General features: G+C 46.9%; 23 protein-coding genes. 17 read left to right on the top strand and 6 right to left on the bottom strand.

The window, feature by feature from the left end:
• The 4 genes from RWM02_RS03580 to RWM02_RS03565 all read left to right on the top strand — a co-directional run.
• A partial coding sequence (locus tag RWM02_RS03580) for a serine hydroxymethyltransferase (RefSeq protein WP_314069180.1) occupies positions 1-918 on the top strand: 918 nt, incomplete at its 5' end.
• Positions 918-1,460, top strand: coding sequence for a DUF1882 domain-containing protein (locus RWM02_RS03575; protein ID WP_122863142.1), 543 nt, complete (start codon positions 918-920; stop codon positions 1,458-1,460). The genes RWM02_RS03580 and RWM02_RS03575, both read left to right, overlap by 1 nt.
• Before the next feature lie 9 nt (positions 1,461-1,469).
• A complete protein-coding gene (locus RWM02_RS03570; RefSeq protein ID WP_314069177.1) occupies positions 1,470-2,381 on the top strand; it encodes an SPOR domain-containing protein in 912 nt (303 codons plus the stop codon).
• On the top strand, positions 2,378-3,193 hold the full coding sequence (locus RWM02_RS03565; RefSeq protein ID WP_314069175.1) for a shikimate dehydrogenase: 816 nt from the start codon (positions 2,378-2,380) through the stop codon (positions 3,191-3,193). Before RWM02_RS03570 ends, RWM02_RS03565 begins: the two co-directional genes overlap by 4 nt.
• Here RWM02_RS03565 and pyk read toward each other — a convergent pair.
• Positions 3,169-4,623, bottom strand: coding sequence for a pyruvate kinase (gene pyk, locus RWM02_RS03560; RefSeq protein WP_314069174.1), 1,455 nt, complete (start codon positions 4,621-4,623; stop codon positions 3,169-3,171). The two genes, RWM02_RS03565 and pyk, sit on opposite strands and share 25 nt — an antisense overlap.
• A gap of 80 nt (positions 4,624-4,703) precedes the next feature.
• On the opposite strand from pyk, the gene RWM02_RS03555 reads away from it, so the two are divergent.
• Complete coding sequence (locus RWM02_RS03555; protein ID WP_314069172.1) at positions 4,704-5,759, top strand: TRAP transporter substrate-binding protein; 1,056 nt, start codon at positions 4,704-4,706, stop codon at positions 5,757-5,759.
• Positions 5,760-6,017: 258 nt separating this feature from the next.
• Here the strand turns inward: RWM02_RS03555 and recR are convergent, their stop codons facing one another.
• From recR to RWM02_RS03540, 3 genes are read right to left on the bottom strand one after another with little or no spacing between them, the layout of a single operon-like run.
• The gene (gene recR / locus RWM02_RS03550) at positions 6,018-6,590 is read right to left on the bottom strand and encodes a recombination mediator RecR (RefSeq protein WP_122866749.1); all 573 of its coding nucleotides are present in this window, start codon (positions 6,588-6,590) and stop codon (positions 6,018-6,020) included.
• Positions 6,574-7,827, bottom strand: a complete 1,254-nt coding sequence (locus RWM02_RS03545) for an ArsS family sensor histidine kinase (RefSeq protein WP_314069170.1) — start codon at positions 7,825-7,827, stop codon at positions 6,574-6,576. The genes recR and RWM02_RS03545 overlap by 17 nt, the downstream gene beginning before the upstream one ends.
• Positions 7,824-8,495, bottom strand: a complete 672-nt coding sequence (locus RWM02_RS03540) for a response regulator transcription factor (protein ID WP_002948262.1) — start codon at positions 8,493-8,495, stop codon at positions 7,824-7,826. The genes RWM02_RS03545 and RWM02_RS03540 overlap by 4 nt, the downstream gene beginning before the upstream one ends.
• Before the next feature lie 163 nt (positions 8,496-8,658).
• Here RWM02_RS03540 and dnaJ point away from each other — a divergent pair, with 163 nt between their 5' ends.
• Together dnaJ and RWM02_RS03530 are read left to right on the top strand one after the other, a co-directional pair.
• Complete coding sequence (dnaJ, locus tag RWM02_RS03535; protein ID WP_314069168.1) at positions 8,659-9,831, top strand: molecular chaperone DnaJ; 1,173 nt, start codon at positions 8,659-8,661, stop codon at positions 9,829-9,831.
• A gap of 101 nt (positions 9,832-9,932) precedes the next feature.
• Positions 9,933-10,544 (top strand): tetratricopeptide repeat protein, encoded by a 612-nt coding sequence (locus RWM02_RS03530; RefSeq protein ID WP_314069166.1) that lies wholly within the window; start codon positions 9,933-9,935, stop codon positions 10,542-10,544.
• A gap of 256 nt (positions 10,545-10,800) precedes the next feature.
• Here RWM02_RS03530 and uvrC read toward each other — a convergent pair whose 3' ends face one another.
• Positions 10,801-12,615, bottom strand: a complete 1,815-nt coding sequence (gene uvrC / locus RWM02_RS03525) for an excinuclease ABC subunit UvrC (RefSeq protein WP_314069164.1) — start codon at positions 12,613-12,615, stop codon at positions 10,801-10,803.
• Between the two features lie 64 nt (positions 12,616-12,679).
• Complete coding sequence (locus tag RWM02_RS03520) at positions 12,680-12,949, bottom strand: hypothetical protein (RefSeq protein ID WP_314069162.1); 270 nt, start codon at positions 12,947-12,949, stop codon at positions 12,680-12,682.
• A 350-nt stretch (positions 12,950-13,299) separates the two neighbouring features.
• Here RWM02_RS03520 and nhaD point away from each other — a divergent pair, with 350 nt between their 5' ends.
• The 10 genes from nhaD (at position 13,300) to RWM02_RS03470 (ending at position 25,965) form a co-directional block, all read left to right on the top strand.
• Positions 13,300-14,691, top strand: a complete 1,392-nt coding sequence (gene nhaD / locus RWM02_RS03515; protein WP_314069160.1) for a sodium:proton antiporter NhaD — start codon at positions 13,300-13,302, stop codon at positions 14,689-14,691.
• Positions 14,692-14,700: 9 nt separating this feature from the next.
• The gene (guaA, locus tag RWM02_RS03510) at positions 14,701-16,233 is read left to right on the top strand and encodes a glutamine-hydrolyzing GMP synthase (protein WP_314069157.1); all 1,533 of its coding nucleotides are present in this window, start codon (positions 14,701-14,703) and stop codon (positions 16,231-16,233) included.
• A 130-nt stretch (positions 16,234-16,363) separates the two neighbouring features.
• The gene (locus tag RWM02_RS03505; RefSeq protein WP_314069156.1) at positions 16,364-17,008 is read left to right on the top strand and encodes a cupin domain-containing protein; all 645 of its coding nucleotides are present in this window, start codon (positions 16,364-16,366) and stop codon (positions 17,006-17,008) included.
• A 38-nt stretch (positions 17,009-17,046) separates the two neighbouring features.
• On the top strand, positions 17,047-18,264 hold the full coding sequence (locus RWM02_RS03500; RefSeq protein WP_314069154.1) for a PIN domain-containing protein: 1,218 nt from the start codon (positions 17,047-17,049) through the stop codon (positions 18,262-18,264).
• An 81-nt stretch (positions 18,265-18,345) separates the two neighbouring features.
• Positions 18,346-18,978, top strand: a complete 633-nt coding sequence (locus RWM02_RS03495; protein ID WP_314069153.1) for a uroporphyrinogen-III synthase — start codon at positions 18,346-18,348, stop codon at positions 18,976-18,978.
• Positions 18,979-19,209: 231 nt separating this feature from the next.
• Complete coding sequence (gene purD / locus RWM02_RS03490) at positions 19,210-20,463, top strand: phosphoribosylamine--glycine ligase (protein ID WP_314069151.1); 1,254 nt, start codon at positions 19,210-19,212, stop codon at positions 20,461-20,463.
• A complete protein-coding gene (locus tag RWM02_RS03485) occupies positions 20,436-20,909 on the top strand; it encodes an RDD family protein (protein WP_390887724.1) in 474 nt (157 codons plus the stop codon). Before purD ends, RWM02_RS03485 begins: the two co-directional genes overlap by 28 nt.
• Entirely contained in the window at positions 20,899-23,079 is a 2,181-nt protein-coding gene (locus RWM02_RS03480) for an LPS-assembly protein LptD (RefSeq protein WP_314069149.1), read from the top strand. Before RWM02_RS03485 ends, RWM02_RS03480 begins: the two co-directional genes overlap by 11 nt.
• Complete coding sequence (locus tag RWM02_RS03475; protein WP_314069146.1) at positions 23,072-23,782, top strand: phosphoribosyltransferase family protein; 711 nt, start codon at positions 23,072-23,074, stop codon at positions 23,780-23,782. Before RWM02_RS03480 ends, RWM02_RS03475 begins: the two co-directional genes overlap by 8 nt.
• On the top strand, positions 23,767-25,965 hold the full coding sequence (locus tag RWM02_RS03470; RefSeq protein WP_314069144.1) for a polyribonucleotide nucleotidyltransferase: 2,199 nt from the start codon (positions 23,767-23,769) through the stop codon (positions 25,963-25,965). The genes RWM02_RS03475 and RWM02_RS03470 overlap by 16 nt, the downstream gene beginning before the upstream one ends.
• Positions 25,966-25,981: the final 16 nt, after the last annotated feature.

Here is a 25,981-nt window from a genome sequence, read left to right as displayed (position 1 = left end):
AAAATTTTAGGCATGGATCTAAGCCACGGCGGACACCTAACTCACGGCGCAAAGGTAAGCAGCTCGGGTAAAATTTATCAGAGTTTTTTCTACGGCGTGGAGCTTGATGGACGCATAAACTACGACAAAGTGATGGAAATCGCGCAAATCGTAAAACCTAAGATGATCGTATGCGGCGCAAGCGCATATACTCGTGAGATCGAATTTAAGAAATTCCGCGAGATCGCCGATGCAGTAGGCGCTATACTCTTTGCCGACGTGGCGCACATCGCGGGCCTAGTCGTAGCCGGAGAGCATCAGAGTCCGTTTCCGCACTGCGACGTGGTTAGCTCGACGACGCACAAGACGCTTCGCGGACCTCGCGGCGGTATCATCATGACAAACAACGAAGAGTACGCCAAAAAGATAAATTCATCCATCTTCCCGGGCATCCAGGGCGGACCGCTAGTTCACGTCATCGCGGCAAAGGCGGTAGGCTTTAAACACAACCTAAGTCCGGAGTGGAAAATTTACGCCAAGCAAGTCAAAGCAAACATCAAAAAACTAGCCGAAATTTTAGTAAAACGCGGCTTTGATCTAGTTAGCGGCGGTACCGATAACCATCTAGTTTTAATGAGCTTTTTAAATCGCGATTTTAGCGGTAAAGACGCCGATATTGCTCTTGGAAATGCGGGTATAACGGTAAATAAAAATACGGTCCCTGGCGAAACTAGAAGCCCGTTCGTTACGAGCGGTATCCGCATCGGAAGCCCGGCTCTTACGGCTCGCGGCATGAAAGAAGCGGAATTTGAGATCATTGCAAATAAAATCGCCGACGTACTAAGCGATATCAATAACGCCGAGCTTCAAAGCAGGGTAAAAGCCGAGCTAAAAGAGCTTGCGAGCAAATTTATCATCTACGATAGGGCGACTTATTGATGCAGAGCATAGACACCGCGCTAATCAAAATGAACACGAGCCACTACTGGATCAAGCGCGATAATATCGTAAGCAAGATCGAGTATAAGGGTCGGACGTTTTTTAATAAATTCGAGCTCATAAACGAGCCTCTAAGCTATCAGGTGACAAAAGATCACGACGAGGGCAAGATTACCGTCGCGCACTCGCTGATACTGCCGGGCGACAAGGTCGAAAATATCGTCTTTGACTACAACGGCAGGATGCCTGAGCGCTTTTGGCACCGAGCTCAGCTTTTGTTCCGCGAGGAGGGGTTTATAAATTTTACCGCCTACGAGAGCAAGACGCCGGGACACTTGCACCTTTACGTGCACAAGGGCCACACGACGCTAAACGAGGGCTATCAGATCGCAAATAAGCTATCTATGCTGCTTAGTTCGCGTTTGGTTAAAGAGTGGAGAGTGTTTCCGACGATGGAAATGCCGAAAGAATTTAACATCTTGACGTTGCCGTATAAGGTCTATCAAAAAGAGCGCGGCGCAAGCTGGTCAAAACATATGTAAGGAGTAAAAATGGAGTATAACGAGCTAAGAGACATCATGCTTGATAACAACGAGGATAAAAAGAGCAAAAACGTCAAGAGGATCCTCATCCTCGTCGCAGTTTTCGTCATTATCTTTTTAGCTGTTCTCATCGTGATGAAATTTTTAAATTCGCCGGAGACTAACGATCAAGTCGCGCAAACCGACTCTAGACTGGTTTTACCGCCTGAGCCAGACAATACGCGAAGCATCCCGCAGCAAGTGAGTGTGCCTACCACTCCGCCTAGCGAGCCTGCGCCTCAGGTAGCGCAAACTAACGTCCCTCCAGTCGCTCCGCCTCCTCTGTCCGAACCTCAAGCGCAGCAGCCAAATCCTACTTTTGAGCAGGTGCCTATCGTGCCTGAAAATAAAGGTCAAGATAGCTTTGAGGATATGGTAAAAGCGCTCAAGGAAAAAGAGGACAAAAGGCAGCAAGATGCAGGCTCGGCAGCTCCTGCGCCGACCGAGCCTTCTACTATACAGGGTGCTTTAAAGCAAAATGACGCGCCAAACGCTCAACCAAGCGAGCCAAAAGCCGAGCCTAAGCAGCACGTAAACGTAGTAAAGCAAAAAGAGCCTAAACAAGAAAAAGCTGCAAAACAGCCTAAAAACGATGCGGCTAAACAAAAGCCGGCTAAACAAGCTCCTGCAGCTAGCGGCGGCGAGGCTCACAGCGGTAGCTACATACAGGTTTTTGCGGTCAAGCACTTTAACGAAAAAGCACCAGAGCTTGGTAAGCTAAAGGCCGCAGGATACGCGTATAAGCTATATAGGACGAACGTAAACGGTAGCGAGATTATCAAAGTGCTAGTTGGTCCTTATAGCGGCGAGCAGCTAAAAAGCGAGCTTGCTAAAATCAAGCAAAGCGCGGCTTCAAACGCCTTTATCGTAAATATAAAATGATGATTTTTGCCGTTTTCGGCAACCCTATCTCTCACTCCGTTTCGCCGAGGCTACACAACCTAGCTCTCGGCGAGCTGGGTCTATCTCGCGAAGCCCTATATACTCGCTACGAGCTAGCAGACGGCTCGCAACTCATCTCTAAATTTAAAGAACTAAAATTAAGTGGCGCAAATGTCACCGTACCTCACAAAGAAGCAGCGCTAGCGCAGTGCGACGCCCCAGACGAAACGGCTGCTAAAATCGGCTCCGTAAATACTCTCGTAGCTCGCGGCGATAAAATTTACGGCTACAATACCGATGCGCCGGGATTTTTGCGAGCGATAGAGAGTTTTGGACATATAAATTCGGCTCTCATTTTGGGTGCCGGCGGAACGGCTAGAGCGGTCGCATATGCGCTAAAAAGCCGCGGCGTGCGAGTTTGCGTACTAAATAGAAGCGAGGAGAGGCTGGCAAATTTTGCCGAATTTGAAAAATTTAGCTGGATGAATTTTGCCGAATTTAATGGCGGCAAATTTGATCTCGTCGTAAATACGACCTCGGCGGGATTAAAAGACGAAAATTTGCCTGCACCGATCGAGATTTTGCGCCCGATTTTTGATGAAAGCAAATTTGCCTTTGACGTTATTTACGGTAAAAAAACGCCTTTTTTAAATTTAGCCGCCGCTAGCGGGCTCGCGCATAAAGACGGCGCTGAGATGCTACTTTTTCAGGCGGTTTTAGCGTTAAATTTATTTTTCGAGGGCTCGCTTGACGAGGCCAAAATCGAGGCCTCGATGCGAAAAGCCCTTTACTTATCGGCTTCTTCTAGATAGTAATCTATCTGAGCTTTTCTTAAAATCCTGATCAGGTCCGAGCTGCCCGCCACTCCCGTCGGATAGCCAGCCGTCATGATGTAGCTTTTGTCGTCTTTTATGTAGCCTTTTTCGACCGCGGCTTTGATTGATTTGGCCATGAGCGTGTGCAGCCTTTCTTCCTTTTCTATCACGAACGCTGCCGTTATGCCCCAGCAAAGAGTTAGCCTATACGCGGCCTGCTCGTTGTGCGTTATGGCGATGATATCTATGTCGGTGCGGTATCTGGCTAGTTTTGCCGCCGAGCCGCCCGATGAGGTTAGCGCTATTATGCCGTCTACTTTTAGCGCTGAGGCGAGCCTTGCGGTGCTAGATGCCATCATATCCGTATCGTCGTAGCGGTCAAAATCAAATTTGTTAAAAGGATAAATTTGCTGCGTTTGGATTATGGTATTGCTCATCGCTTCTACTACGGCGACCGGGTTTATGCCGACCGCGCTTTCTTCGCTTAGCATGACCACGTCGGTGCCGTCTAGTACGGCATTTGCCACGTCGCTGATCTCGGCTCTAGTAGCTGTTTCGTGCTCGGCCATACTTAGCATCATCTGTGTAGCCGTGATGACTGGCTTAACTGCTTCGTTTGCTTTTTTGATGATGAGTTTTTGGATCGTCGGCACCTTATAGTAGGGCACCTCGATTCCCAGATCTCCGCGAGCGACCATCACGCCGTCGCTGGCCTCGATGATCTCGTCGATATTCTCCACGGCGTCAAATTTTTCTATTTTGGCGTAAATTTGAGCTTTGGAGCCAAAGCCCTTTAGTATCTCTCTAGCTTTTCTTATGTCGTTTGCGTTTTGAACGAAAGAGATCGCGACGAAATGAACGCCGTTTTTGGCGCCAAATTCCAAATCTTTTAAATCTTTAGGCGTGATAACTTCGATATTAAGCTTGGTATTTGGGAAATTTACGCCCTTGTTCGAGCGAAGCACTCCGTCGTTTTCGACTACGGCTTCCACCTGTTGGGCGCTTGCTTGCGTGATTTTGGCGCGGATTTGTCCATCGCATAGGTAGATGTATTCGCCCGTTTTTAGCGCGGCTAAAATTTGAGGCTGATTTATGCAAAGCTTATAGTGATTTTCGTCTATTTGCTCGCCGATTATTTCCTCTTTTACGAAGATAAGCGTATCGCCGATTTTTAGTTTAAATTCGCTTCTGTCTAGCTTGCCGACTCTTATTTTAGGGCCGCAGATATCCTGAAATATGCCTATTTTGCGCCCGAGCTTCGCCTCTACTTGCCTGATTTTGTCGATATTTGATTTGTGATATTCGTGCGTGCCGTGGCTGAAATTTAGCCTAAAAGCATTGACTCCGGCTAAAACTAATTGCTCCATAACCTCTATGGATTCGCTGGCCGGTCCGACCGTGGCTAGGATTTTGGTTTTTTTATTCATGGATGCCCCTTTTTTGCGCAATTTTACCAAATTTTTAAAAAAAATAAGTATAATCGGCCAATTTATTTTAAGGAGCAAAAATGAAAAAGTTTTTAGCGGTTTTGGCTGCTTTCGGTTTAGCGCTAAGCGCGAACGCAGCGGACAAAACCTATAAACTAAAGCTAGCCAGTACCTGGGAGAGCACGACTCCGGTTTTGGGCGACGCGGCGAAAGAGTTTAAACGCGTAGTCGAGACGCTAAGTGATGGCAGGCTAGAGGTGAGGATAGACTATCCGTCTAAGCACAAGGCGCCGTTTGGTATCCTAGACTTCGTTAAGGGAGGTCAGTACGATATCGGCTACACTGCGTCTTATTACTACAAGGGCAAGGACGCAAACACTATGTTTTTCACTGCTGTGCCTTTTGGTATGACCGCGACCGAGCTTCGCGCTTGGTATGAATTCGGCGGCGGCAAGCAGCTAGAGGAAAAAGTTTACGACAAATACAATATCAAAGTTTTCCTTGCGGGGGATACCGGCACGCAAATGGGCGGCTGGTTTAAAAAAGAGATCAAAAGCGTAGATGATCTAAAAGGCCTAAAAATCAGGATCCCCGGCTTTGGCGGCGAGGTTATGGCGCGCGTGGGAGCGACGATAAACACTATCCCAACCGGCGAGCTATACATGGCTCTAGAGATGGGCACGATCGACTCGGTCGAGTGGGTGAGCCCTGCGTTTGATATGGGTCTTGGCTTCCACAAGATTGCTAAATACTACTACACGGGCTGGCAAGAGCCGAGCGGCCAAACTCAGTTTTTCGTAAACAAAAAGACCTACGAGAAGCTACCTGCCGACCTTCAGGCTGTGATCGAGGCCGCGGCTAACGAGGTAGCTAGCATGCTAAATAGCCGCTCGTTCTTTGATAACGCCGAGTACTGGGCGAAGATGAAAGCCGAGTATCCTGATATCGAGGTTCGCTCGTTCCCGCAGGACGTCATGGACGCGCTTAGAAAAGCAAGCGACGAGATCCTAGACGAAGAAGCAGCCAAAGATCCGCTATTTAAGGAGATTTTGGACTCGCAAAGAGCATTTTTGGCTAAAGCTCGCGAGTGGACGAAGATTTCCGAGTTCTCGTATATCCAAAAAACTACGAAATAACTTCTCTCGCTCATTTCGGGCGGCTTAAATTTACGGCCTTCGGGTCGTAAATTTCTCTTTTTGTTCTTTGTTGTATATCAAATTTGATTTTCGGACTGCGTGCTAAATTTAACTAGTTTTGGTAATGGGTTAAATTTGAAGCGGTTTGTCTATTTGAAATACGACGGAAATTTGCTCGCCTAGTCTTAAATTTGAATTCGAGCGAATTTAAAAACGTAGCGTTAAATTTATAAAAAGCCTCACGCGCTTGAGTTAAATTTACAGCTCCGTCCTACTATCAAGCGCCTTCATAAGCGAGAGAAGGTCGATATTTTCGAGATTTACGCCCGTAGGTACGCCTTGGGCTATCTTGCTAAATTTAACGCCCAAACCGCTTAGCTTATCCTCGATAAATATCATCACCGCATCGCTGCTAAGTCCCGGCGTTAGTGCAAAAATAATCTCGGTTACGCCGTTTTGGCGGATGACATCGCGTAGTTTTTCGGTTTGCTCCGGCGTTATCTCCTCGAGTACGAAATAGCGTCCGCGGTAGATCGCGCTTTGCTCGAAAACTAGGATGTCTTTTGGGCTTTCTACGACGGCTAGCAGCTCCTTGTCGCGCGTTTCATCGCTGCAAATGTCGCAAATTTCATCTTCGCTAAGCCCACCGCAAATTTGACATTTGCCAGTAAATCTCACGGCGTCTTCAATGCTTTGCGCGAGCTTTAGTCCGCCGAAGCTATCCTTTAGGCAGACGTGATAGGCGTAGCGCTGGGCGGACTTTTTGCCAACGCCAGGTAGCCGCTCAAAGGCCGCCACGAGTTCGTTAAATTTCTCAAGCCCTTTTTTCAACGCTTTCCTTTGGATTGGTGCAAATTTTAAATGAGTGGAAGCCGTCCTCATAGGAGTATTTTAGACTAAATTTGTGCATGCGGCAGATGTGGTCGATGATGTAAAGGCCTAGCCCCATGCCGCTGCTTTTGCTGCCCTTTTCGCGGATAAAGGCTTGCATGTAGTACTCGATAGGATTTTGTAGCGGTTGGCCTAGATTTCTCACGACGATACCGTCTATGTCGCAAATAACCTGCGCCTTTTTGTCGTCGGCGTATTTTAGGGCGTTATCTATGAGATTTTTTATCGCGAGCGAAAAGAGTCCGAAATCCACGCGCAACAAGATATCTTGGCGGATATCTACGCTCACTTTTTCTTCAAATTTATCGAGCATCAGCATGTCGCGCGCCTGATCAAGGATGTTTGAAAAGTATGACTCCTGATAGTTTAGCGCGTAGTTTTTGGATAGTAGTTGCTCGATCTTGCCAAACTCGTTTATGAGCATATCTAGCCGCTCAAATATCGCTATCAAGCGCGTTTTGTGCGTAGGATTTTGCACCATCTCTGAGACTATGCGCCCCTTGCCGATCGGAGTTTTTAGCTCGTGCATGATCGTGCGTAAAAACAGCTGCCTAGAGCGCAAAAGCTCCCTGATCTTGCTAGCTGCGGCGTCAAATTCTATCGCGACCTTGGCAATCTCGTCGTCGGAGTCGGGTTTGGCGATATTTACGTCCATGTTTCCGGCGCCAAATTTCCTGATATCCGAGCTTAGTTTTTTAAGCGGCATCAGCGACTTCATCACCGAAACGTAGAGCGATACAAGAAGCGCCGTCGTGAGGATAAAACCAACCCAGATCGGATCGTTTATGTTTTTCGTATCGTCGCTTTCGAGTAAAATTTGAAACGAAGGATTTTTGATCTGTAGGTACAAACTATCCTGAAAAAGCAGCGACTGAAATAGTCCCAGCTGCGTTTGCTTGGCAAAGACAGTCTTACCCGTGCTTATGACGTTTGCGACGGTTTTGTCGCTTTTAACGTAGGTTAGTCCAAAATTTCTAAAATAATTAGTCAAATCGCTAGGCGGATTTGATTTTTCGTATGAGGCAATGAGGTAGTTTATCGCGTTTAACTGCTTGTTTTTTATCTTTTCTAACGCATTATCTAGCTGTATGCTCGCAAACGTATAGAACAAAATGCAAACAAGCGAAAACGCCAGCGCGAAAACTACCGAAATCTTCGTGGTTAAGGAGTATCTCATCCTATGAGTTTATAGCCTATTCCGCGTACCGAAAATATATGTTTAGGCGCTTTTGAGCTGTCACCGATCTTGGTTCTTAGTCTGCCGATGATGACGTCTAGGCTCTTTGAGTCCTTGTCTTTTAGGCTTTTGCAGTTATAAACTAGCTGCTCGCGAGAGACTGAAAAGCTGTGCTGTTTGATAAGATAGCTCAAAATTTCATACTCTGCCGGCGTTAGCGTTAGGCTTTCGTTGTTGTAGTAGATTTCGTGTCTGCGCTCATCTATCCTAAATAGCGTATCTACGACCTCTTCTTGCACTTCGTTGGTCTTTTTGTAGCGGCGGATTAGGCTCATTATGCGCGCGTACATTTCCTTTGGATCGTACGGTTTCGGTAGATAGTCATCCGCGCCTAGCTGCAGGCCTACGACTTTGTCGCTGATATCGCTGCGAGCAGAGGAGATGATGATAGGGATGTTGTATTTGCTGCGGATCTCTTTGCACACTTCTAGGCCGTCCATGCCTGGTAAGGTGAGATCTAGGATGAGCAGGTCGAAATTTTTCACTCCGGCGCTTAGTCCCAAATAAGGATCTTCAAAATTTGTTACTTTTATATTAAAATCGCTCAAGTACTCGGATAGGATTTGCGCGAATTCCGGATCGTCTTCAATCATTAAAACATTAATCATTTTAAGCCTTTCAAATAGATTTAACGAAAATGATTATAACCAAAAAAAGTTAAATTTTTTTTCCGAATTTACTATCCTTGTTTAAAATTCTCCCCCGCTTTGAATTTTTATAAATAATAAGCTAAAATCGCCCCTTTAAATATATAAAATTTTAGGAGATTTTGTGGAAATAGACTACTACGAAATTTTAGAAATCAGCAAAAATAGCGACTCTGAAACCATAAAAAAAGCATTTAGAAAACTAGCGCTAAAGTACCACCCGGACCGCAATCAAGGCGACAAAGAGGCGGAAGAAAATTTTAAAAAGGTAAACGAAGCCTACCAGGTGCTAGGCGACGAGGAAAAGCGCGCGATATACGATAGATATGGCAAAGCCGGGCTTGAGGGCAGGGGCGGCTTTAGCTCTAGCGGGTTTAGCGCGGATTTTGATTTGGGCGATATCTTTAACTCGTTTTTTGGCGGCGGATTTGGCCCTGGTGCAAGCAGTCATAAAAGAAGCAGCGACAAATATCCGCTCGATTTAGAGATAGCTCTTAGGATCAAATTTAACGAAGCTGTGTTTGGCACCGAAAAAGAGATAGATTTTACGATCAAAAAGCCTTGCCAGACATGCAAAGGCAGCGGCTCGAAAGACGGCAAAACGCACGTATGTCCGCACTGCGAGGGCAGGGGCCGGATATCGCAGCAAAGGGGCTTTATGAGCTTCGTGCAGGAGTGTCCGTACTGTAACGGCACGGGCGAAACGGTCAAGGATAGATGCTCTGATTGCGGCGGTAGCGGCTACAAAGAAGAACGCCAAAGCGTCAAAGTAAATATCCCCGAGGGCATCGACGACGGCATGCGTATGCGCGTGAGCGAAAAGGGCAACGTCTCCTCAACGGGCGCCAGAGGCGATCTGTACGTGCATATCGAGGTTGAAGCCGACGAGCATTTCGTGCGTCACGAAAGCGACGTTTACATCGAGATTCCGGTATTTTTCACGCAGGCGATTTTGGGCGAGACGATCACGATCCCGACGCTAAAAGGCACAACCGAGCTCAAGCTACCAGTCGGCGCAAAAGACAAGCAGCAGTTCGTATTTGACGGCCTTGGCGTGAAAAACGTAAATAGCAAAAGATACGGCAGGCTCGTAGCTCAAATCTCCATAAAAACGCCAAAAGAGCTAACGGGTGAGCAAATCTCTCTACTAAATCAGCTACAAGAGAGCTTTGGTATCAAGGCAGGCAAAGCAAGCTACGACGAAGAAGAAGACGAAGGAATCTTGGACAAGATAAAAGGGTGGTTTAAGGGCGAAGAGCCTGGCGACAAAGGCAAGAAAAAGGGCAAAAAGGCGTAAATTCAGGTCAAATTTGACTTTTGACGAGTGCAATATTTCGTCAAATTTGCTCAGTCGCTCGGGCTTAAATTTGCGCCGGCTACAAAAGTGGTGCGTTAAATTTGACGTTAAAATACAAGATGAATAAATTTATATTTTTAGCCGCTTTTACGGCTGTTTCTTTAAACGCGGCGGGGTGCGATACGAGCTGGCTGCAAAAAGGTTGCGACGCGGGCGATTTTGAGAGCTGCGACAACTTGGGCCTTGCCTACATCGGCATCAAGCTTGAGGAGTGCGACCTGGACAAAAACTACGAAAAGGCGTTTGCGCTGTTTAAAAAAGCTTGCGACGGGAAGTATGTGCGCGCCTGCGTAAATTTGGGCGTAGCGTATAGCAAAGGCGAAGGGGTAAAAAAGGACGAGCCAAAGGCTGCCAAGCTCTATAAAAAAGCCTGCGATAGCGGTTATCTGCTAGGTTGCGCGAACTTAGGCTCGCTTTATGAGCAGGGGTTTGGCGTCAAAAAAGACGCGCAAAAAGCGGGCGAAATCTGGCGCAAAGCCTGCGAGGCAAAGGACGGGATGTCTTGCTTTAACCTCGGCGTACTCTACTACAACGCGATGCTTGGCGAAAAAGACGTAACTAGCGCAAAAAACTATCTGCAAAAGGCGTGCGCTTACGGCTGGAAAGATGGTTGCGACGCGGCGCAAGCGGTAGAAAAAGCCGCGAAACGCTAAATTTGTCGAAGCAGACCTTCTCGGCGGCGCGGAATTTAAATTTGCGCTACGTAATCGCTCGCGTAAATTTTAGGTTTAGCGATCAAATTTGATTGCGTTTTGTGTCAAATTTGACGGATTGATTTGCAAATAACTGCGGCGAAATTTACTCAAAAACGGCAAGCCAAAATTTACGCTTCCAAATTTGACAAAAACGAACGCGTTAAATTTGGCTCAAAATTTGAGAGCAAATTTACAAAATTAGCCCGAGATTTCTTCAAATTTCACTCTCTTTTAGTTGCTCGATTTTAGCCGCCACGCTCCTATTCGTCACCTTTTCTATCTCCTCGCTCGTTGCGGTCATTATTGCTTCAAAGCTGCCGTAAAATTTAACGAGCTTTACGATGCTGCCAGCCGATACGCCCGCGTCTGCTAGCTTGCTAGCGCCTAGATCCTCCTTGCGCTTGGTTTTTTGATGAAAGGTAATGGCAAATCGGTGCGCCTCGTCGCGAAGTCGCTGGAAAAACTGTAGCCGTCTGTCGCCCGTTGGTAGCGTAAATACGCCGCCACTAGCGTAAATTTTATCCCTCGCGCCGCCTTTTGCGCGGTGGGCTTTGGCGTCTATTTTTTCTTTTGATATGGCTAGTATATCGACATTTGCGCCGCTACTAGCGATGATGTCCGAGGCGAGGTCCAGTAGCGCCTGGCCGCCGTCGATGAGCCAGAGATCGGGCGGACTAAGCTTGTCAAACCGCAAAGCGCGCTCTGTAAGCATCTGGCGCATCTGATCGTAGTCGTTTGCGTGGGAGAGGTGCATGTGGCGGTAGTGCTCTTTGGCGAAGTTGCCGTGCTCAAAGCGCACCATCGCGCCGACCGCGGCCGCGCCGAACATATGCGAGTTGTCAAAAGTCTCGATGGCATACGGCGCGCAGGCTAGGCCGAAATACTCCTTTAACTCGTCCAAAAATGCGTCGTCGTGGGTTTTTAGGTATTTTTGGATAAAGATTTGCGCGTTTGTTAGCGCCATTTCGCAGATGTGCTTTTTCTCGCCGATTTTAGGCACGGAGATGCTAAATTTACGGCCGTGACGAGCGGTCAAAATCTCCTCTACTAGACTTGCATCCTCAAATGCTTCGAGTGCGTAAATTTTGGCGCTCACGACGGGCGCGCCTGCCGGGAAGCTCTCTAAAACGATTTGTTTGTACGCGTCGTTTAGGTCGCCTTGCGAGCTCATTTTGGCGTTCGTGATATTTTGATACACGCCGCTGATTTTGCCGCCGTGCACGCTAAAACGCACCGCGCAAAGCAAATTTTGCTCCGCGCCCACGGCAAAAACCTCAAAATCCTCAAGTTTAGCCAGATCGACCTCGATTTTGACGTCTAGATCCTTGATCGCGTTGATCTTATCGCGCACGAGGGCGGCTTGCTCGTAGTTTTCGTTTTTGGCATATTTGTTCATCAAATTTACGAGCTTTGGCAGCATAGAAAGCGGATTGTTTAGCGCCGCGATCGCGCCCTCTACGACCTTGGCGTAGTCTGCGGGCGAAATTTTACTGATAAGCGGGGCCTCGGAGTAGCCGATCTGATAGGGCAGATATGCGCCCGTGGCTTTGAGCGCGCTTTTGCTTTGCACGAGTTTAAAGCTCAGCCTTAGCGCATCTAAAAGCTCGCGCGCGCCGCGAAAATACGGCCCGAAATACCTGACGTTTTTGCCTTTGACGATCTTGCGCGTGATCTCAAAGCGCGGGAAATCCTCGTCCAAATTTACGTAGATGTACGGATAGGTCTTATCGTCGCGCAGCAAGATGTTGTATTTTGGCCGTAGCTGCTTGATGAAGGAGTTTTCCAGTATCAGCGCGTCGGCTTCGCTGGGAGTCACGATATACTCGAGGTGTACGGCCTCGCTGATCATCTTGTGGATGTGCGGGCTAACCTTGGGCGAGGGGGCGAGACTTGGCGTAAATGAAAAGTAGCTTTTGACGCGGTTTTTTAAAATTTTAGCCTTGCCGACGTAAAGAAGCTTGCCGGCCTTGTCGAAATACTGATAAACGCCGGGCTGGGCGGGTAGCGAGCGGATCTCGTCGATTAGCAAAATTTGACTCCCGCTAGTAAATTTGAGCTTTTGCCGTTTGGGGTTAAATTCGGCCGAATTTGCTTCATCGCGCCCCGCTTGATTCTTTGGCTAAATTTTGCTTTATAGCAAGGCGAATTTTTTCAAATCCTTCGAAAATCCGCTCGCTTTTGGCTAAATTGACAAACTCTCCCTTGGCCGGCTCGGCGTAGGTAAAAATTCGCTTTTTTTCGTATGGGTCGGTCGCTTTTTTAAATTTTAAATGCTTTGTCACAAAAAATTTAACGTCCGTTACGCGAGCGAGCCTGCCGTCAAAATTTACGCTAGAATAGATTTTTAATAAGCCTTTTAACATTTTTATACTACTATCGCTTTTTAATTCCTGAAGTCCTAACGGATGAAACAGGGCGAAAAACAAAACTCCGTTTTTCTCGTAGCAAAAGGCGATGAGTCTGCGATGATTTAGGCTTAAAAGCTGTAAAAATTCCCCGCATTCGCTACGGTTTTTTAATTCTTTATAAAAAGGATTATCAACAATATGTCGAATAATAGTCTTAGCGTCTTTCATAAGGCGATTTTAGCATTTTTTTTGTTAATTTTTATAGCGGGCTGCGGCCACAAGGGCGATCCGTTCTACGAAGCGCCGTCCGAGCCATCAAACAGCAAAACCGAAAAAATAAATAAACTATAAATTAAGGAGAGTAAATGAAGATCGTCGGACTTTTGAGTCTGTTTTTCGCTTTGGCCTTTGGTAGCGGCGACGCTGCGGGCGAGGCTTTAAATTTAACGACTACGTGGGTGGGTATCGCGAGCCTAATTATTTTCGTGGTGGGATATTTTTTCATCGCTACGGAGGAAAATTTTCACATCGATAAGGCTAAGCCGGCCATATTTATCGGCACTTTTATGTTCTTGCTCATCGGCTTTTATATGCTGGCAAACGGCCTAGATGTGCATTTGCTACAAAATGAGGTAAATCACCTGATTTTAGAGATTTCGCAGATCGTATTTTTCCTCATGGTTGCTATGACCTATATCGAGGCGCTTATCGAGCGAGACGTGTTTAATGCGCTAAAATACAACCTCGTCTCAAAGGGCTACACATACAAAAGACTCTTTTGGCTAACCGGCGTTTTGGCGTTTTTCATCAGTCCCGTCGCCGACAACCTAACTACCGCTCTCATCCTCTCCACGGTACTTTTAACGATAGATAGAAATAATACGAATTTCCTAGTTGCGGGAGCGATAAACATCGTCGTCGCCGCAAACGCGGGCGGCGCATGGAGTCCGTTCGGCGATATCACGACTCTGATGGCTTGGGCTGCGGGCAAAGCTCCGTTTATCGACTTTTTCGCGCTTTTCCCGGCTTCGTTTATCGGCTGGCTAGTTACTGCTTTCTTGCTAGCGCGCATCGTACCTGCGGGTAGCCCGCACTTTGATCCTGCGACAGAGCCGAAAGTAAGCATCAAAAAAGGCGGCAAAGTCGTTATCGGTCTTGGCGCATTTACGATATTTTCGGCAGTTATGATGCACCAGCTTTTCCACTTGCCTGCGATGTGGGGCATGATGTTTGGCTTCTCGCTTCTTAGCATCTATACCTATATCTACAAAAAAACTAATAAAAACGAAGAGCCGATGCACGTCTTTCACTATATGTCAAAGATCGAAAACAACACGCTCTTCTTTTTCTTCGGCATCCTTGCCGCCGTCGGCGCGCTACACTTCGTCGGATTTTTGAACTACGCCGTTTCTCTTTATGATAAATTCGGCGCCACTGCCGTAAATATCGGCGTCGGCTTCCTATCTGCAATCGTGGATAACGTCCCTGTTATGTCTGCCGTACTAAAAGCAAATCCTATGATGGGCGCGGATGTGGGCGAAAATTTAAGCCAGTGGCTGCTAGTTACCTTGACTGCGGGTATCGGCGGATCGATGATAAGCTTCGGTTCTGCCGCAGGCGTTGGCGTTATGGGCAAACTAAAGGGCATCTATACCTTCGGTGCGCATATGAGGCTTGCTTGGACTGTAGTAGTCGGCTACGTAGTATCCGTGGCGATTTGGTACGTGCAGTTTGAAATTTTGCATTTATATTTTTAAAGGACGCTCATGAATAACACGATAATAGTTTTGGATTTTGGCTCGCAGTATACCCAGCTCATCGCTAGACGCTTACGCGAGCAGGGCGTTTATACCGAGATTTTGCCTTTTAACGTCAAGGTCGAGGAGATTAAAGCGAAAAAACCAAAAGGCATAATCCTAAGCGGCGGTCCTGCTAGCGTTTATGCTCCGGATGCGTATTTTTGCGACGAGGGCGTATTTAAGCTAAAGCTACCGATTTTAGGCATTTGCTACGGCATGCAGCTTTTGGCGCATAAATTCGGCGCCGAGGTCGCTCCAGCTTCTCACAAAGAGTACGGTAAGGCAAGCCTAAACGCTCTAAAATCCCATCCGCTCTTTACCGATACGCCTGAAAAGCAAATCGTCTGGATGAGCCACTCCGACCTCGTAAAAAACCTACCTAACGGCTTTGAGGCGATCGCGACTAGCGAAAATTCGCCTTATTGCGTATTTGGCGATGAAAAACGCAAATTTTACGCTCTGCAGTTTCATCCGGAGGTGCAACACAGCGAGTTCGGTACTCAAATTTTAAAAAATTTCGCCAAATATATCTGCGGCTGCGAAAGCACGTGGAATATGGGCAGTTTTGCCAAAAACCAGATCGCTAAAATCAAAGAAACCGTGGGCAACAAAAAAGTCCTTTGTGCTGTTAGCGGAGGCGTGGATAGCTCTGTTACCGCCGCGCTTTTAGCCGCTGCGATACCGCAAAATTTGATCCTAGTTTTCGTCGACAACGGACTACTTAGGACGGGCGAGCGCGAGCAGGTCGAGGCGACTTTTAGAACAAAGCTTGGCGTGGAGCTAGTTAGCATAGATGCGAGTAAAATTTTCCTAGAAAGGCTTGCTGGCGTAACAGATCCGGAGAGAAAACGCAAGATAATCGGCGAAACTTTTATTGAAATCTTTGAAAAAGAGGCCAAAAAGCACGATAATGTCAAATTTTTAGCCCAAGGCACGCTCTATACCGACATTATCGAAAGCTCGGTCGTAGGCTCGAGCAAGACGATCAAAAGCCACCACAACGTGGGCGGGCTGCCTGATTGGATGAGCTTTGAGCTGATCGAGCCCTTAAGAGAGATTTTTAAAGACGAAGTACGCCAGCTCGGTCTTGAGCTAGGTCTTTCGCGCGAGCTCGTGTTCCGTCACCCATTCCCCGGTCCGGGCCTTGCGATCCGCATAATGGGCGAGGTAAATACGCCGAGCCTCGAGCTGCTACGCAAAGCCGACGTGATCCTACGCGACGAGCTAAAATCAAGCGGCTGGTATAACAAAACATGGCAAGCGTTTTGCGTGCTGCTAAACGTGCACTCAGTAGGCGTTATGGGCGATAACCGCACCTACGAAAACGCCGTGTGCATACGCGTAGTGGATGCCAGCGACGGTATGACGGCTAGCTTCTCGCGCTTGCCGTACGACCTGCTAGAAAACGTCTCACGCCGTATCATAAACGAAGTAGACGGCATCAACCGCGTAGTTTACGACATCTCGAGCAAACCGCCTGCAACGATAGAGTGGGAGTAAAATTTAGGCGTTTTTGCGCCTAAATTTTATTTTAAAACGACTCAAATTTGACAAAAAGAGATAATCCTTATCAATAAATCGTCCAAAAACTTTAGCTACAATGACGCGTAAATTTACGAAAGGAAGAAAAATGAGTAAAATTTATAATCTAAACGCTGACACGAAAGTGATCGCAAAAAGCGTCGTTAGCAAGAGAATTTTTGATTGCGAGAACGCTCACGTCGACGTGTTTGCTTTCGATACGGGCGAGGAGCTAGATCACGAGATGCTATTTTGCGACAGCCTCGCGTGGGTCGTAGAGGGCGGCGCGAGCCTGCACTACGGCGAAAAGCAAATGCATCTAGGCAGCGAACAGGCCTGCCTGATAGAGAAAAAAGTATGGCGAAAACTAGTTTTCAATGAACCGACGAAATACGTCTCAATCGATTTTAAGGAGGACTTAATGATAGATCATTTACCTAAGGCGGCTATTTTTAGCCTAGTGGACGCAGTCGAATACGAAGAGGGCAAAATCGTGAGCAAAACGCTCGTCAAAAACGAAAGCGGCTCGATGTCGCTACTATCGTTTTCAAAGGACCAACAGCTCTCTACTCACGCGGCTCCGGGCGACGCGCTTTTGATCGCGCTTGACGGCGAGATGAAACTAACTATAGGCGACGAGCATTTTGATATCAAAAAGGGCGATACCATCGTGCTTCCGGGTAAAATCCCGCACGGACTAAAGATCCCGGAAAAATTTAAAATGTTGCTTATCGTAACAAAAGATAAGATGTAGAGTTTCGGGGCGATTGCCCCGACTCGTTTAGGAAATATATGGCAAGATTTATAATAGACGATGAAAACATAAGCGTAGATAATCTAGCGACGCTAAAAAAGCTAGGAGAAAAAGATAAAATTTATATCGTAACTAACGATAGACAAAAGCTAAGCATCTCCGTTTTGGCGTGGTTTTTGGCGCGAAAAATCAAAATAAAAATCATACTCCTACAAAGCGCTCACAAGGATTACGCCGATAAAATAATTACGTTTCTAATGGGCAAACTCTCGCGCAAAAAAGGCAAAATTTACATCGTCAGTAACGATAAATTTTACGACGATGTGATAGAGTTTTTTAATAAACAAGATAAAAACGGCGGCAAATTTCATAAACTCAAATTTGACTTCAACCGCTCGCATACGGCACAGCTCATAGAAGAAAATCAAGACGAAATCGCGATCTTGATACGAAACTCAGGTAGCCTGAGCGAGCTTCATATGAAATTTATCTCAAAATTCGGCAGCAAAAACGGCGCCGGCGTGTATAACGCGTTAAAAGAGGATGCGAGGAAAATTTACAAAAAACCTCAAATAGAAAACTCGCAAAAAGGCGAAGTAAAGCGTATTGCAGCACCAAATTCCGCAAAATCTAGGCCGGCAACTCAAGGCGACGAGCAAAAATTTGACGAGCGAGAAAAACCGCAAACCGAGTCAAATTTAAGCGGCGAGATTTTACAGGCTCAAATCGCCCAGACAAAAGAGCAAAATTTAGAAAATAGCTCGCAAATCGCGCAAAATTCGGAGTTCGAAAAACCGCAACCTTTAGAGAGCGAAAACGGCGCGGCGACAAATAATGAAAATTTGCAAGAGGCAAAGGCCGTAGAAGCAAATTTGAGCGATGATCTAGGTCCTGCCGAGCAGCCAAAAGACGCGGAGCAAAATTTAAGCGACAAAGCTTTTAGCGAGGATATTAAAGCGGATGAAAAAGGGCAAAATTTATCAAACAAGCGTCCGCCGCAAAAATCAAAGCAAGCTCCCGCGTCGCAAAACGAGGCAAAAAATAAAGCTGAAAATGCGGCAAAACCGCAGCTTTCTATCAAGATAGACGAGGTAAAAAAGCAAGAGATTAGAAAAATTGCATTCGAGAGTAAAAATTTGGGCGATTTTCACAACGGGCTGGTGAAAAAATACGGCGCAGACGATGCCGGCAAGTTGTATAAAGCGCTAAAACAAAAGACAAAAGAGTATCTAAGTAGGCGCGACGCGGCGAAATAAAATTTGCTTTTTGCTGCAGCTTTTAAAATTTGAGGATTTGCGGTAAAATTTGGTCGTAAAATCATAAATTTAAGGGCGAAAATGATCTATCTGGTCGGGTCAAATTTGGAATTTGAGGGCGTAAAAACGCTGGTTTTAAACGAGATCAAATTTAATAGATTTAGCGTAAATTTGGCTGAATTTGACGCACTGGTTCTAACCTCTAAAAACTCCGTAAACGCGCTAAAATTTAATCAAATTTTGCCCGCTAGTTTGCAAATTTACTCCATCGGCGACGGCACTAGCCGCGCAGCTAGCGAGCTTGGCTTTGCTCAAATTTACACTGCAAAAAACGCTCACGGAAACGACTTTGCCGCCGAGATTGCACCGCTTCTAAAGGGCAAAAAAACGCTATTTTTAAGAGCACGCGAGACGGCTTCGAGCGTGGGCGAAATTTTGAGAGAGAACGGCGTAAATTTGACGCAAATAATCGCTTACGAAAACGTTTTTAAACCGCTTAACGAGGAGCAAAAACCGCCCAAAAACTCTATGATTATTTTTACGGCTCCCTCGGCGGTGCGAAATTTTACTCGAAATTTCGGCTGGGATGAGAGCTATAAAGCCGTCGCTATCGGGCTTACGACGGCAAAAGAGCTGGAAATTTTTGCCTCGCCCTCAGTGAGTGCTCAGCAAAATATAAATTCCTGCGTAAGCCTCGCAAAAACGCTACTTTAAGCTAAAATTTTATATAATAACCTTGCCTGAGTGATTTGGCAGCGTATTTTTATAGGGTCCAACACATTAGTATCGGCGAAGATGTGCGGAACTGTGTGACGTGGCTTCGTTTGAGCGTGCGAGCGCGAGAAGTTGCGACCTAAAGGAACCGCCTATTTGCAAGGTTGGCTTTGAATTTTCGGGCCACTTATATGCGCACCGTTCACTTGGGTTTTTATTTTTGGAGAAATTATGAAAATTTTGATAATCGGAAGCGGCGGGCGCGAGTACTCCATAGCTCTAAAACTTCAAGAATCCCGCAAACACGAGCTTTTCTTTGCTCCGGGCAACGGAGCCACCTCAAAACTCGGCACGAATCTAAACCCCAAAGACTATAATCAGCTCGCAGAATTTGCCGAGACGGAGCAGATAGAACTAACGATCGTCGGTCCAGAAGCGCCGCTAAGCGACGGCGTCGTGGATATCTTTAAGGCGCGAAATTTAAATATTTTCGGACCGAGCAAGGCTGCGGCCAGGCTTGAGGGTAGCAAGGCGTTTATGAAGGACTTTTTGGCTAGAAACGCTATCCGAACGGCGGCCTATCTAAATACCGACGATTACGACGCTGCGGCTAAATTTATCGACTCTCTTGCCGCTCCGGTCGTCGTTAAGGCCGACGGACTGTGCGCGGGCAAAGGCGTGATAATCGCGCAAAGCCGCGAGGAAGCAAAGGCCGCGGCTAAGGGTATGCTAAGCGGAGAGAGCTTCGGCGAGGCGGGCAAACGCGTGGTCGTGGAGGAGTTTTTGGACGGATTTGAGCTTAGCTTTTTTGCGATTTGCGACGGCGAAAATTTCGTTAGCCTGCCTGTAGCGCAAGACCATAAGCGCCTAAAAGATAACGACGAGGGACCAAATACCGGCGGCATGGGCGCCTACGCCCCTAGTCCGCTAGCAAGCCCCGAGCTAATAAAACAGGTCGAAGAAGAGGTCGTAAAACCGACTCTAAAAGGCATGAAGGCCGAAGGAAATCCTTTCTGCGGCGTGCTTTTCGTGGGGCTTATGGTGGTTAAAGGCGTGCCGTACGTGCTTGAGTTTAACGTGCGTTTCGGCGATCCTGAGTGCGAAGTGCTAATGCCGCTGATCGATGGCGATCTGGGCGAAATTTTACTAAACGCGGCGAAAGGCGATCTAAAACCCGTAAAGCTAAAAGACGAATTTGCCGTCGGAGTCGTGATGGCTAGTAAAAATTATCCTTTTTCAAGCTCGCCTAGGGCCAAAATCAGCGTAAAAAACGTGCCTAAAAACTCGCACATAGCATTTGCCGGCGTGAGCGAGCAGGGCGGCGAGATATATGCCGACGGCGGACGAGTGCTCGTGTGCGTGGGGCTTGGTAAAAGCATAAAACAAGCGCAACAAAAGGCCTATGAGCTTTGCGAAAACGTAGAATTTGACGGCGCGCAGTACCGAAAAGATATCGCATGGCAAATGCTAAAAGGGCGCGAATGAGCAGGAGCGTCATAGATAAGCTCGAAAACGAAAATATCACGCTCGCTAGCGTCGGCAAAAGAGCCGTCGCATGGGGGATAGATAAATTTCTCATCTCGTTTTTGTTTTATGCCGTTTACTACGAGAAATTTGACGGTCTAGACTACGAGCAGATCAGTGCACTAGCTATGGAAATGATACCGCAGATAGTCTTGCTCGAGGTTATTTACCAGACGTTTTTTACGTGGTACTGCGGCGCTAGTATCGGCAAGGTCGCGATGAAGATCGTGTGCGTGGATATCGATCTGCTTGATAAGCCTGACTTGTTAAATTCTTTCACTCGCTCTTTGGTACGCATTATCAGCGAAAACGCATTTTTCCTAGGTTTTGCTTGGGCGTTTTCAAATCCATTATTTCAAACGTGGCAAGATAAGGCCGCAAAAACGGTAGTTATAAATGTTTATTAGAATTTTCTTGACGCTTATTTTCGGGGCTTTTAGTTGCTATGCCGTTCAAAATTTCGAGCTTTTAGCCGATGACGTAAAGCGCGACGACGGCGTTGTTACGGCGGATAAAAACGTGCTTATTTATTCGCAAGATTATTTGATGAGCGCGGATAGAGCCGTTTACGATCAGCAAAAAGAGATTTTGGAGCTTTTCGGTAACGTAAATTTGATAAGAAATAAGGACGAAATCTCGCGCTGCTCGTACGCAAAGATCGATCTAAACAGCAAAGATAGTAACTACGAGACGCTATTTATGATGAACCGCGACATGGAAGTGTGGATGCAAAGCGACGAGAGCAACAGTACGTCCGAATTTTACAGAGTAAACGGTGCGGTCGTATCAAGCTGCAACGTCCAAGACCCAGACTGGAAGATCAAATTTAGCAGCGGCAAACTAAACCGAGAGAGTAAATTTTTACACCTTTTTAACCCCGTATTTTACGTCGGAAACGTCCCCGTGTTTTATCTGCCGTATTTTGGCTTTTCAACCGATACTCGCAGACGTACCGGGCTTTTGCCGCCGGAGTTTGGTTACGGTAAAAACGATGGATTTTACTACAAACAACCGATCTATATCGCCGAATACGACAGCTGGGACTTACAGTTTGATCCGCAAATTCGCACTAGACGCGGTACGGGTATCTACGGCACGTTTAGATTTGCCGATTCGCCCTATTCTAGAGGCTCGGTGACGCTTGGTGCTTTTAGAGATACCGAGGGCTACCGCCAAAGACAGATCGAGAAAAACTCGCTAAGACTCCCTCTGAAAAACAAAACGCATAAAGGCGCTGATATAAAATATGAGCGAGATAGACTCGTTAAGCACTTAATAAACGAGGATTTACAGGAAGGCTTATGGCTCGATGCGACGGCGCTAAACGACGTCGACTATATAAATTTGAAAAAACGAGGCTCGGGTAGCGACGATAACCCTCTCGTAACCTCAAAACTAAACTATTTTCTAAGCAGCGACAAGCACTATTTCGGCGCATATGCTAGGTACTACACGGATACCTCAAAAATCGGTAGTCCAAACGAAAACAAAGATACGCTTCAAGAGTATCCGAGCTTTCAGTATCATAAATTTACCGACAACTTCATCTTGCCGAACGTGCTTTATTCTGTCGATCTCTACTCGCATAACTACACGAGAAAAATCGGCGTAAAAGCGACGCAGTACGAATTTAACCTGCCGGCTTCTTTTCACCTACCTTTAGCGGACGATTATCTTAAATTTTCGTATTATCACTATTTATACGCCACTCGTGTGGACTATACAAACAAAATGTACCGCCCGACCGGAGATGAGGACAAGAGTGCAAACTACATAGAAAACTACCACAAACTCTCGCTCTACACCGACCTAGCTAAGGCTTATGAGAGCTTTTATCATAGTTTAAATTTGGGCGTAGATTATGTGGTTAAGGCATATAATGAAGGCGACTTGCCAGACAGATACGAGACGGCCGAAGATGACGGCAACGTATACGTCTATGATATGCTCGGACGAAAACATCAGAGCTTCATCAACCCTCAACACACTAGAGATGAAATTTTGGCTAGAGCGACGCAGTATTTCTTTAACGAAGACGGAAGGAAATTTTTACGCCATACGATTTCGCAGGGTTATTACACCAAAGAAAACAAGCGCTCAAATTTGAAAAACATCATCGGCTGGTATCCGCTGGCGAATTTGTCTTTTTACAACAGACTTGAGTATTCGTACGTGAATAAATACTTTGAAAAAGTCCAAAGCGGCGCGAGCTATACGCACGATAAATTCGGCGCTAGCCTCTGGCACACTATGCAAAGAAAAAATGCGCAGGAAAAACAAAACTACTTGCACCTAAACGGTTACGTCGAGCTTCCGCATAACTATAGACTATTTAGCGGTACTCAGTACGACCTCGAGCGCGACTATAACAAACAGTGGCAGCTAGGCGTCTCTCACCGCAGAAAGTGCTGGAACTACACCTTCGTCTACGAAGAGGAGCTTGAACCGATTACTGTTAAAGGAGGAACAGCCGCCAAAAAATCAAGAGGCGTTTACTTCTTTATAAATTTCTATCCGATGGGCGGCGTGCATTACGACTTTTCGGTAGGACAGACAACGCAGGGCGGCAATGAGTAGCTACGAAGACTTTATGTTTGAAAATCAGCTCGAAGCAGCCGATAAGCTACTTGAAATTTTGCCCAAAAAAGAGCTGGTCGCGGGCGAATATCTGATGATATGTAGCTCTATAGACTCGGTCATCATGGTCGATAGCGTGGCTCGCGGACTAAATTTGAGCTACGAGATTTTATTCTGCGAGCGCATTTTTGCGCCGAATAACCCCGAGTGCGAAATAGCGATGGTTAGCGAAAAGGACGACGTGGTGCTAAACGACGAGCTGATTCGGAGCTTTGGCATTAGCTACGACTTCGTTTACGGCGAGGCTGACCGTAAGTACGACGAAAAGATCCTAAAAAACGTCTATAAATTTAGAAAAGGCAATCTAATCGGCGATCTAAAGGATAGAAACATCCTGCTCATCGACGAGGGCTGCGAGACGGGACTCACGGCGCTAACTTGCCTAAAAACGCTCATGCGCGAGCGGGTAAAATCAGTCACATACGCTACGCCGCTCATAGCTACCGACGTCGCCGCAGCTATCGCGCCGCTGGTGGATGAAATTTACGCCGTGCACAAGATCGCAAATTTTATCGAAGTGGATTTTTACTACGAAAACAAAATCGAACCAAAACCAGAAACCGTGCTTTCCATATTAGAGGAGAGTCCGTTTTATATACCATTACAAAAACAAGGAGATATTAGGGCATGCAGTATTCAATAGAAGTCAATAATCAAGTTGAAATTTACGATATAGACAAAGTCGCCAAGCAAGCTAGCGGCGCAGTGCTTTTGCGCGTAAAAAACACCGTCGTTTTAGCCACCGTCGCTCGCGAAGATACGCAAGTTAGCGAGGATTTTTTACCGCTAACGGTGCAATATATCGAAAAAACGTACGCAGCGGGTAGGATTCCCGGCGGCTACGTAAAAAGAGAAACCAAGCCGGGGGATTTTGAGACGCTAACTTCGCGTATCATCGACCGTTCGCTTCGTCCGCTCTTTCCAAAAGGCTACGCATATCCGACGCAAATCGTCGTTATGGTGCTATCTTGCGATCCGGAAGTCGATCTGCAAGTCGTCGGTCTAAATGCCGCTTCGGTCGCGCTTTATCTTAGCGACATCCCCGTAAATGCGCCTGTTTGCGGCGTGCGCGTGGGATATATAGACAACAAATTTGTGATAAACCCTAGCAACTCCGAGTTAAAAACTTCGGCGCTCGATCTTTACGTAGCAGGCGTTAAAGACGAGCTTTTGATGATCGAGATGAGAAGTATCGCGACGGAAAAAGACGAGATAGTGCCTATCGCGCTAGATCCTATGATGGATCCAAATTTGGGCGGCGGTGTGATAGCGATGCAGGACATGAATGAATTTAGCGAAGATCTCATCGCGGAGGCGATCGCGGAGGCGGGCAAGGCTATACTTCGCGCCTCAAATGCTTACGAGGAGGCGTTTAGTCAGCATAAAAAAGAAGACGCGCAGCTAGAGCTAAAGCCGGAGATCGAAAACGAGAGCGTCGCGGTTTATCTAAACGAATTTTACAAAAATGATGTAAAAGCTGCGATAAATCAGATGGCTAAAAGCGAGCGCGCCAGCGAGCTAACAAAGATCGCTAAACAAATCTTGACCGACGAAGTAGCGCAAAAAGAGGGCTGGGAGGAGGAGGTCATCTCTAACGTCCTAGCTAAATTTAAGAAAAAGATCGTCCGCGAGCAGATCATAAACGAGGGCGTACGCGCCGACGGCAGAGGGCTCAAGGAGGTCCGCCCGATCAGCATCGAGACGAATATCCTGCCAAACGCTCACGGCAGCTGCCTCTTTACCCGCGGCCAGACGCAAGCACTCGTGGTGGCGACTCTAGGCACCGACGGCGACGCGCAGATGTATGATATGCTAACGGAAAAAGGCGCCGTGACGGATAAATTTATGTTTAACTACAACTTCCCGGGCTTTAGCGTCGGCGAAGCTAGTCCGCTAAAGGCTCCGGGCAGACGCGAGCTGGGTCACGGCAATCTCGCTAAACGCGCCCTTGCACCTAGTATCGACGTAAATTCGCCTTATACCATTAGACTCGTGTCAGAAATTTTAGAAAGTAACGGCTCTAGCTCGATGGCTAGCGTTTGCGGCGGTTCTTTGGCGCTAAGGGCTGCAGGCGTCGATACACCAAAACTAGTAGCTGGCGTTGCGATGGGACTGATTTTTGAGGGCGAGAAACACGCTGTTCTAACCGATATAATGGGGCTAGAGGATCACGACGGCGATATGGACTTTAAAGTCGCAGGTAGCAAAGACGGCATAACCGCGCTTCAGATGGACATAAAGCTGGGCGGTATCAGCCTTGACGTGCTAAAAGAGGCGCTTTTGCAGGCGCGCGAGGGCAGGCTGCATATATTAAATTTGATGGAAAAAGCAAACGAAAATATCTCCGTAAACGAAGACATATTGCCTAAACTAGAGCTTTTTAGCGTTGATCCTGGCAAGATCGTGGACATCATCGGGCAAGCCGGCAAAACGATAAAAGAGATCATCGAAAAATTTGACGTCGCCATCGATCTTGACCGCGAAAAAGGCGAGGTAAAGATCGCCGGTGCGCAAAAATCAAGCGTAGATGCGGCTAAAGATTACATCATACAAATCGTCTCAAAAGACGGCGGCAAGGGCTTTGGCGGCAAAAGAGGCGGCAGAGACGGCAAGCCTCACAAAACGCCTGAATTTAATGTCGGAGACGAATTTGAGGGCGAAGTAAAAAGCGTGGTAGAATTTGGCGCCTTTATCGGGCTTCCGGGCGGCGTGGACGGACTTTTGCATATCTCAAAAATCAAAACGCCTCTAAAAGCCGGCGATAAGGTCAAAGTAAAAATCAGCGAGCAAAAAGGGCACAAAATTTCCCTTTCTCTAGCGCAATAAATTTAAAGGAGAACCG

Source organism: Campylobacter showae (genome assembly GCF_963515975.1).
GTDB lineage: Bacteria > Campylobacterota > Campylobacteria > Campylobacterales > Campylobacteraceae > Campylobacter_A > Campylobacter_A showae_F.
This window is presented reverse-complemented; position numbering and strand designations above follow the sequence as displayed.

Bases quoted from the DNA above. Each gene is read 5' to 3' on its own strand.
- RWM02_RS03485 (WP_390887724.1), top strand. From the start codon at position 20,436: ATGGCAAATGCTAAAAGGGCGCGAATGAGCAGGAGCGTCATAGATAAG.
- guaA (WP_314069157.1), top strand. From the start codon at position 14,701: ATGAATAACACGATAATAGTTTTGGATTTTGGCTCGCAGTATACCCAG.
- RWM02_RS03500 (WP_314069154.1), top strand. From the start codon at position 17,047: ATGGCAAGATTTATAATAGACGATGAAAACATAAGCGTAGATAATCTA.
- purD (WP_314069151.1), top strand. From the start codon at position 19,210: ATGAAAATTTTGATAATCGGAAGCGGCGGGCGCGAGTACTCCATAGCT.
- RWM02_RS03575 (WP_122863142.1), top strand. From the start codon at position 918: ATGCAGAGCATAGACACCGCGCTAATCAAAATGAACACGAGCCACTAC.
- RWM02_RS03545 (WP_314069170.1), bottom strand. From the start codon at position 7,827: ATGAGATACTCCTTAACCACGAAGATTTCGGTAGTTTTCGCGCTGGCG.
- RWM02_RS03475 (WP_314069146.1), top strand. From the start codon at position 23,072: ATGAGTAGCTACGAAGACTTTATGTTTGAAAATCAGCTCGAAGCAGCC.
- RWM02_RS03565 (WP_314069175.1), top strand. From the start codon at position 2,378: ATGATGATTTTTGCCGTTTTCGGCAACCCTATCTCTCACTCCGTTTCG.
- RWM02_RS03555 (WP_314069172.1), top strand. From the start codon at position 4,704: ATGAAAAAGTTTTTAGCGGTTTTGGCTGCTTTCGGTTTAGCGCTAAGC.
- RWM02_RS03540 (WP_002948262.1), bottom strand. From the start codon at position 8,495: ATGATTAATGTTTTAATGATTGAAGACGATCCGGAATTCGCGCAAATC.
- RWM02_RS03495 (WP_314069153.1), top strand. From the start codon at position 18,346: ATGATCTATCTGGTCGGGTCAAATTTGGAATTTGAGGGCGTAAAAACG.
- RWM02_RS03520 (WP_314069162.1), bottom strand. From the start codon at position 12,949: ATGTTAAAAGGCTTATTAAAAATCTATTCTAGCGTAAATTTTGACGGC.
- pyk (WP_314069174.1), bottom strand. From the start codon at position 4,623: ATGAATAAAAAAACCAAAATCCTAGCCACGGTCGGACCGGCCAGCGAA.
- RWM02_RS03505 (WP_314069156.1), top strand. From the start codon at position 16,364: ATGAGTAAAATTTATAATCTAAACGCTGACACGAAAGTGATCGCAAAA.
- RWM02_RS03480 (WP_314069149.1), top strand. From the start codon at position 20,899: ATGTTTATTAGAATTTTCTTGACGCTTATTTTCGGGGCTTTTAGTTGC.
- RWM02_RS03570 (WP_314069177.1), top strand. From the start codon at position 1,470: ATGGAGTATAACGAGCTAAGAGACATCATGCTTGATAACAACGAGGAT.
- nhaD (WP_314069160.1), top strand. From the start codon at position 13,300: ATGAAGATCGTCGGACTTTTGAGTCTGTTTTTCGCTTTGGCCTTTGGT.
- RWM02_RS03470 (WP_314069144.1), top strand. From the start codon at position 23,767: ATGCAGTATTCAATAGAAGTCAATAATCAAGTTGAAATTTACGATATA.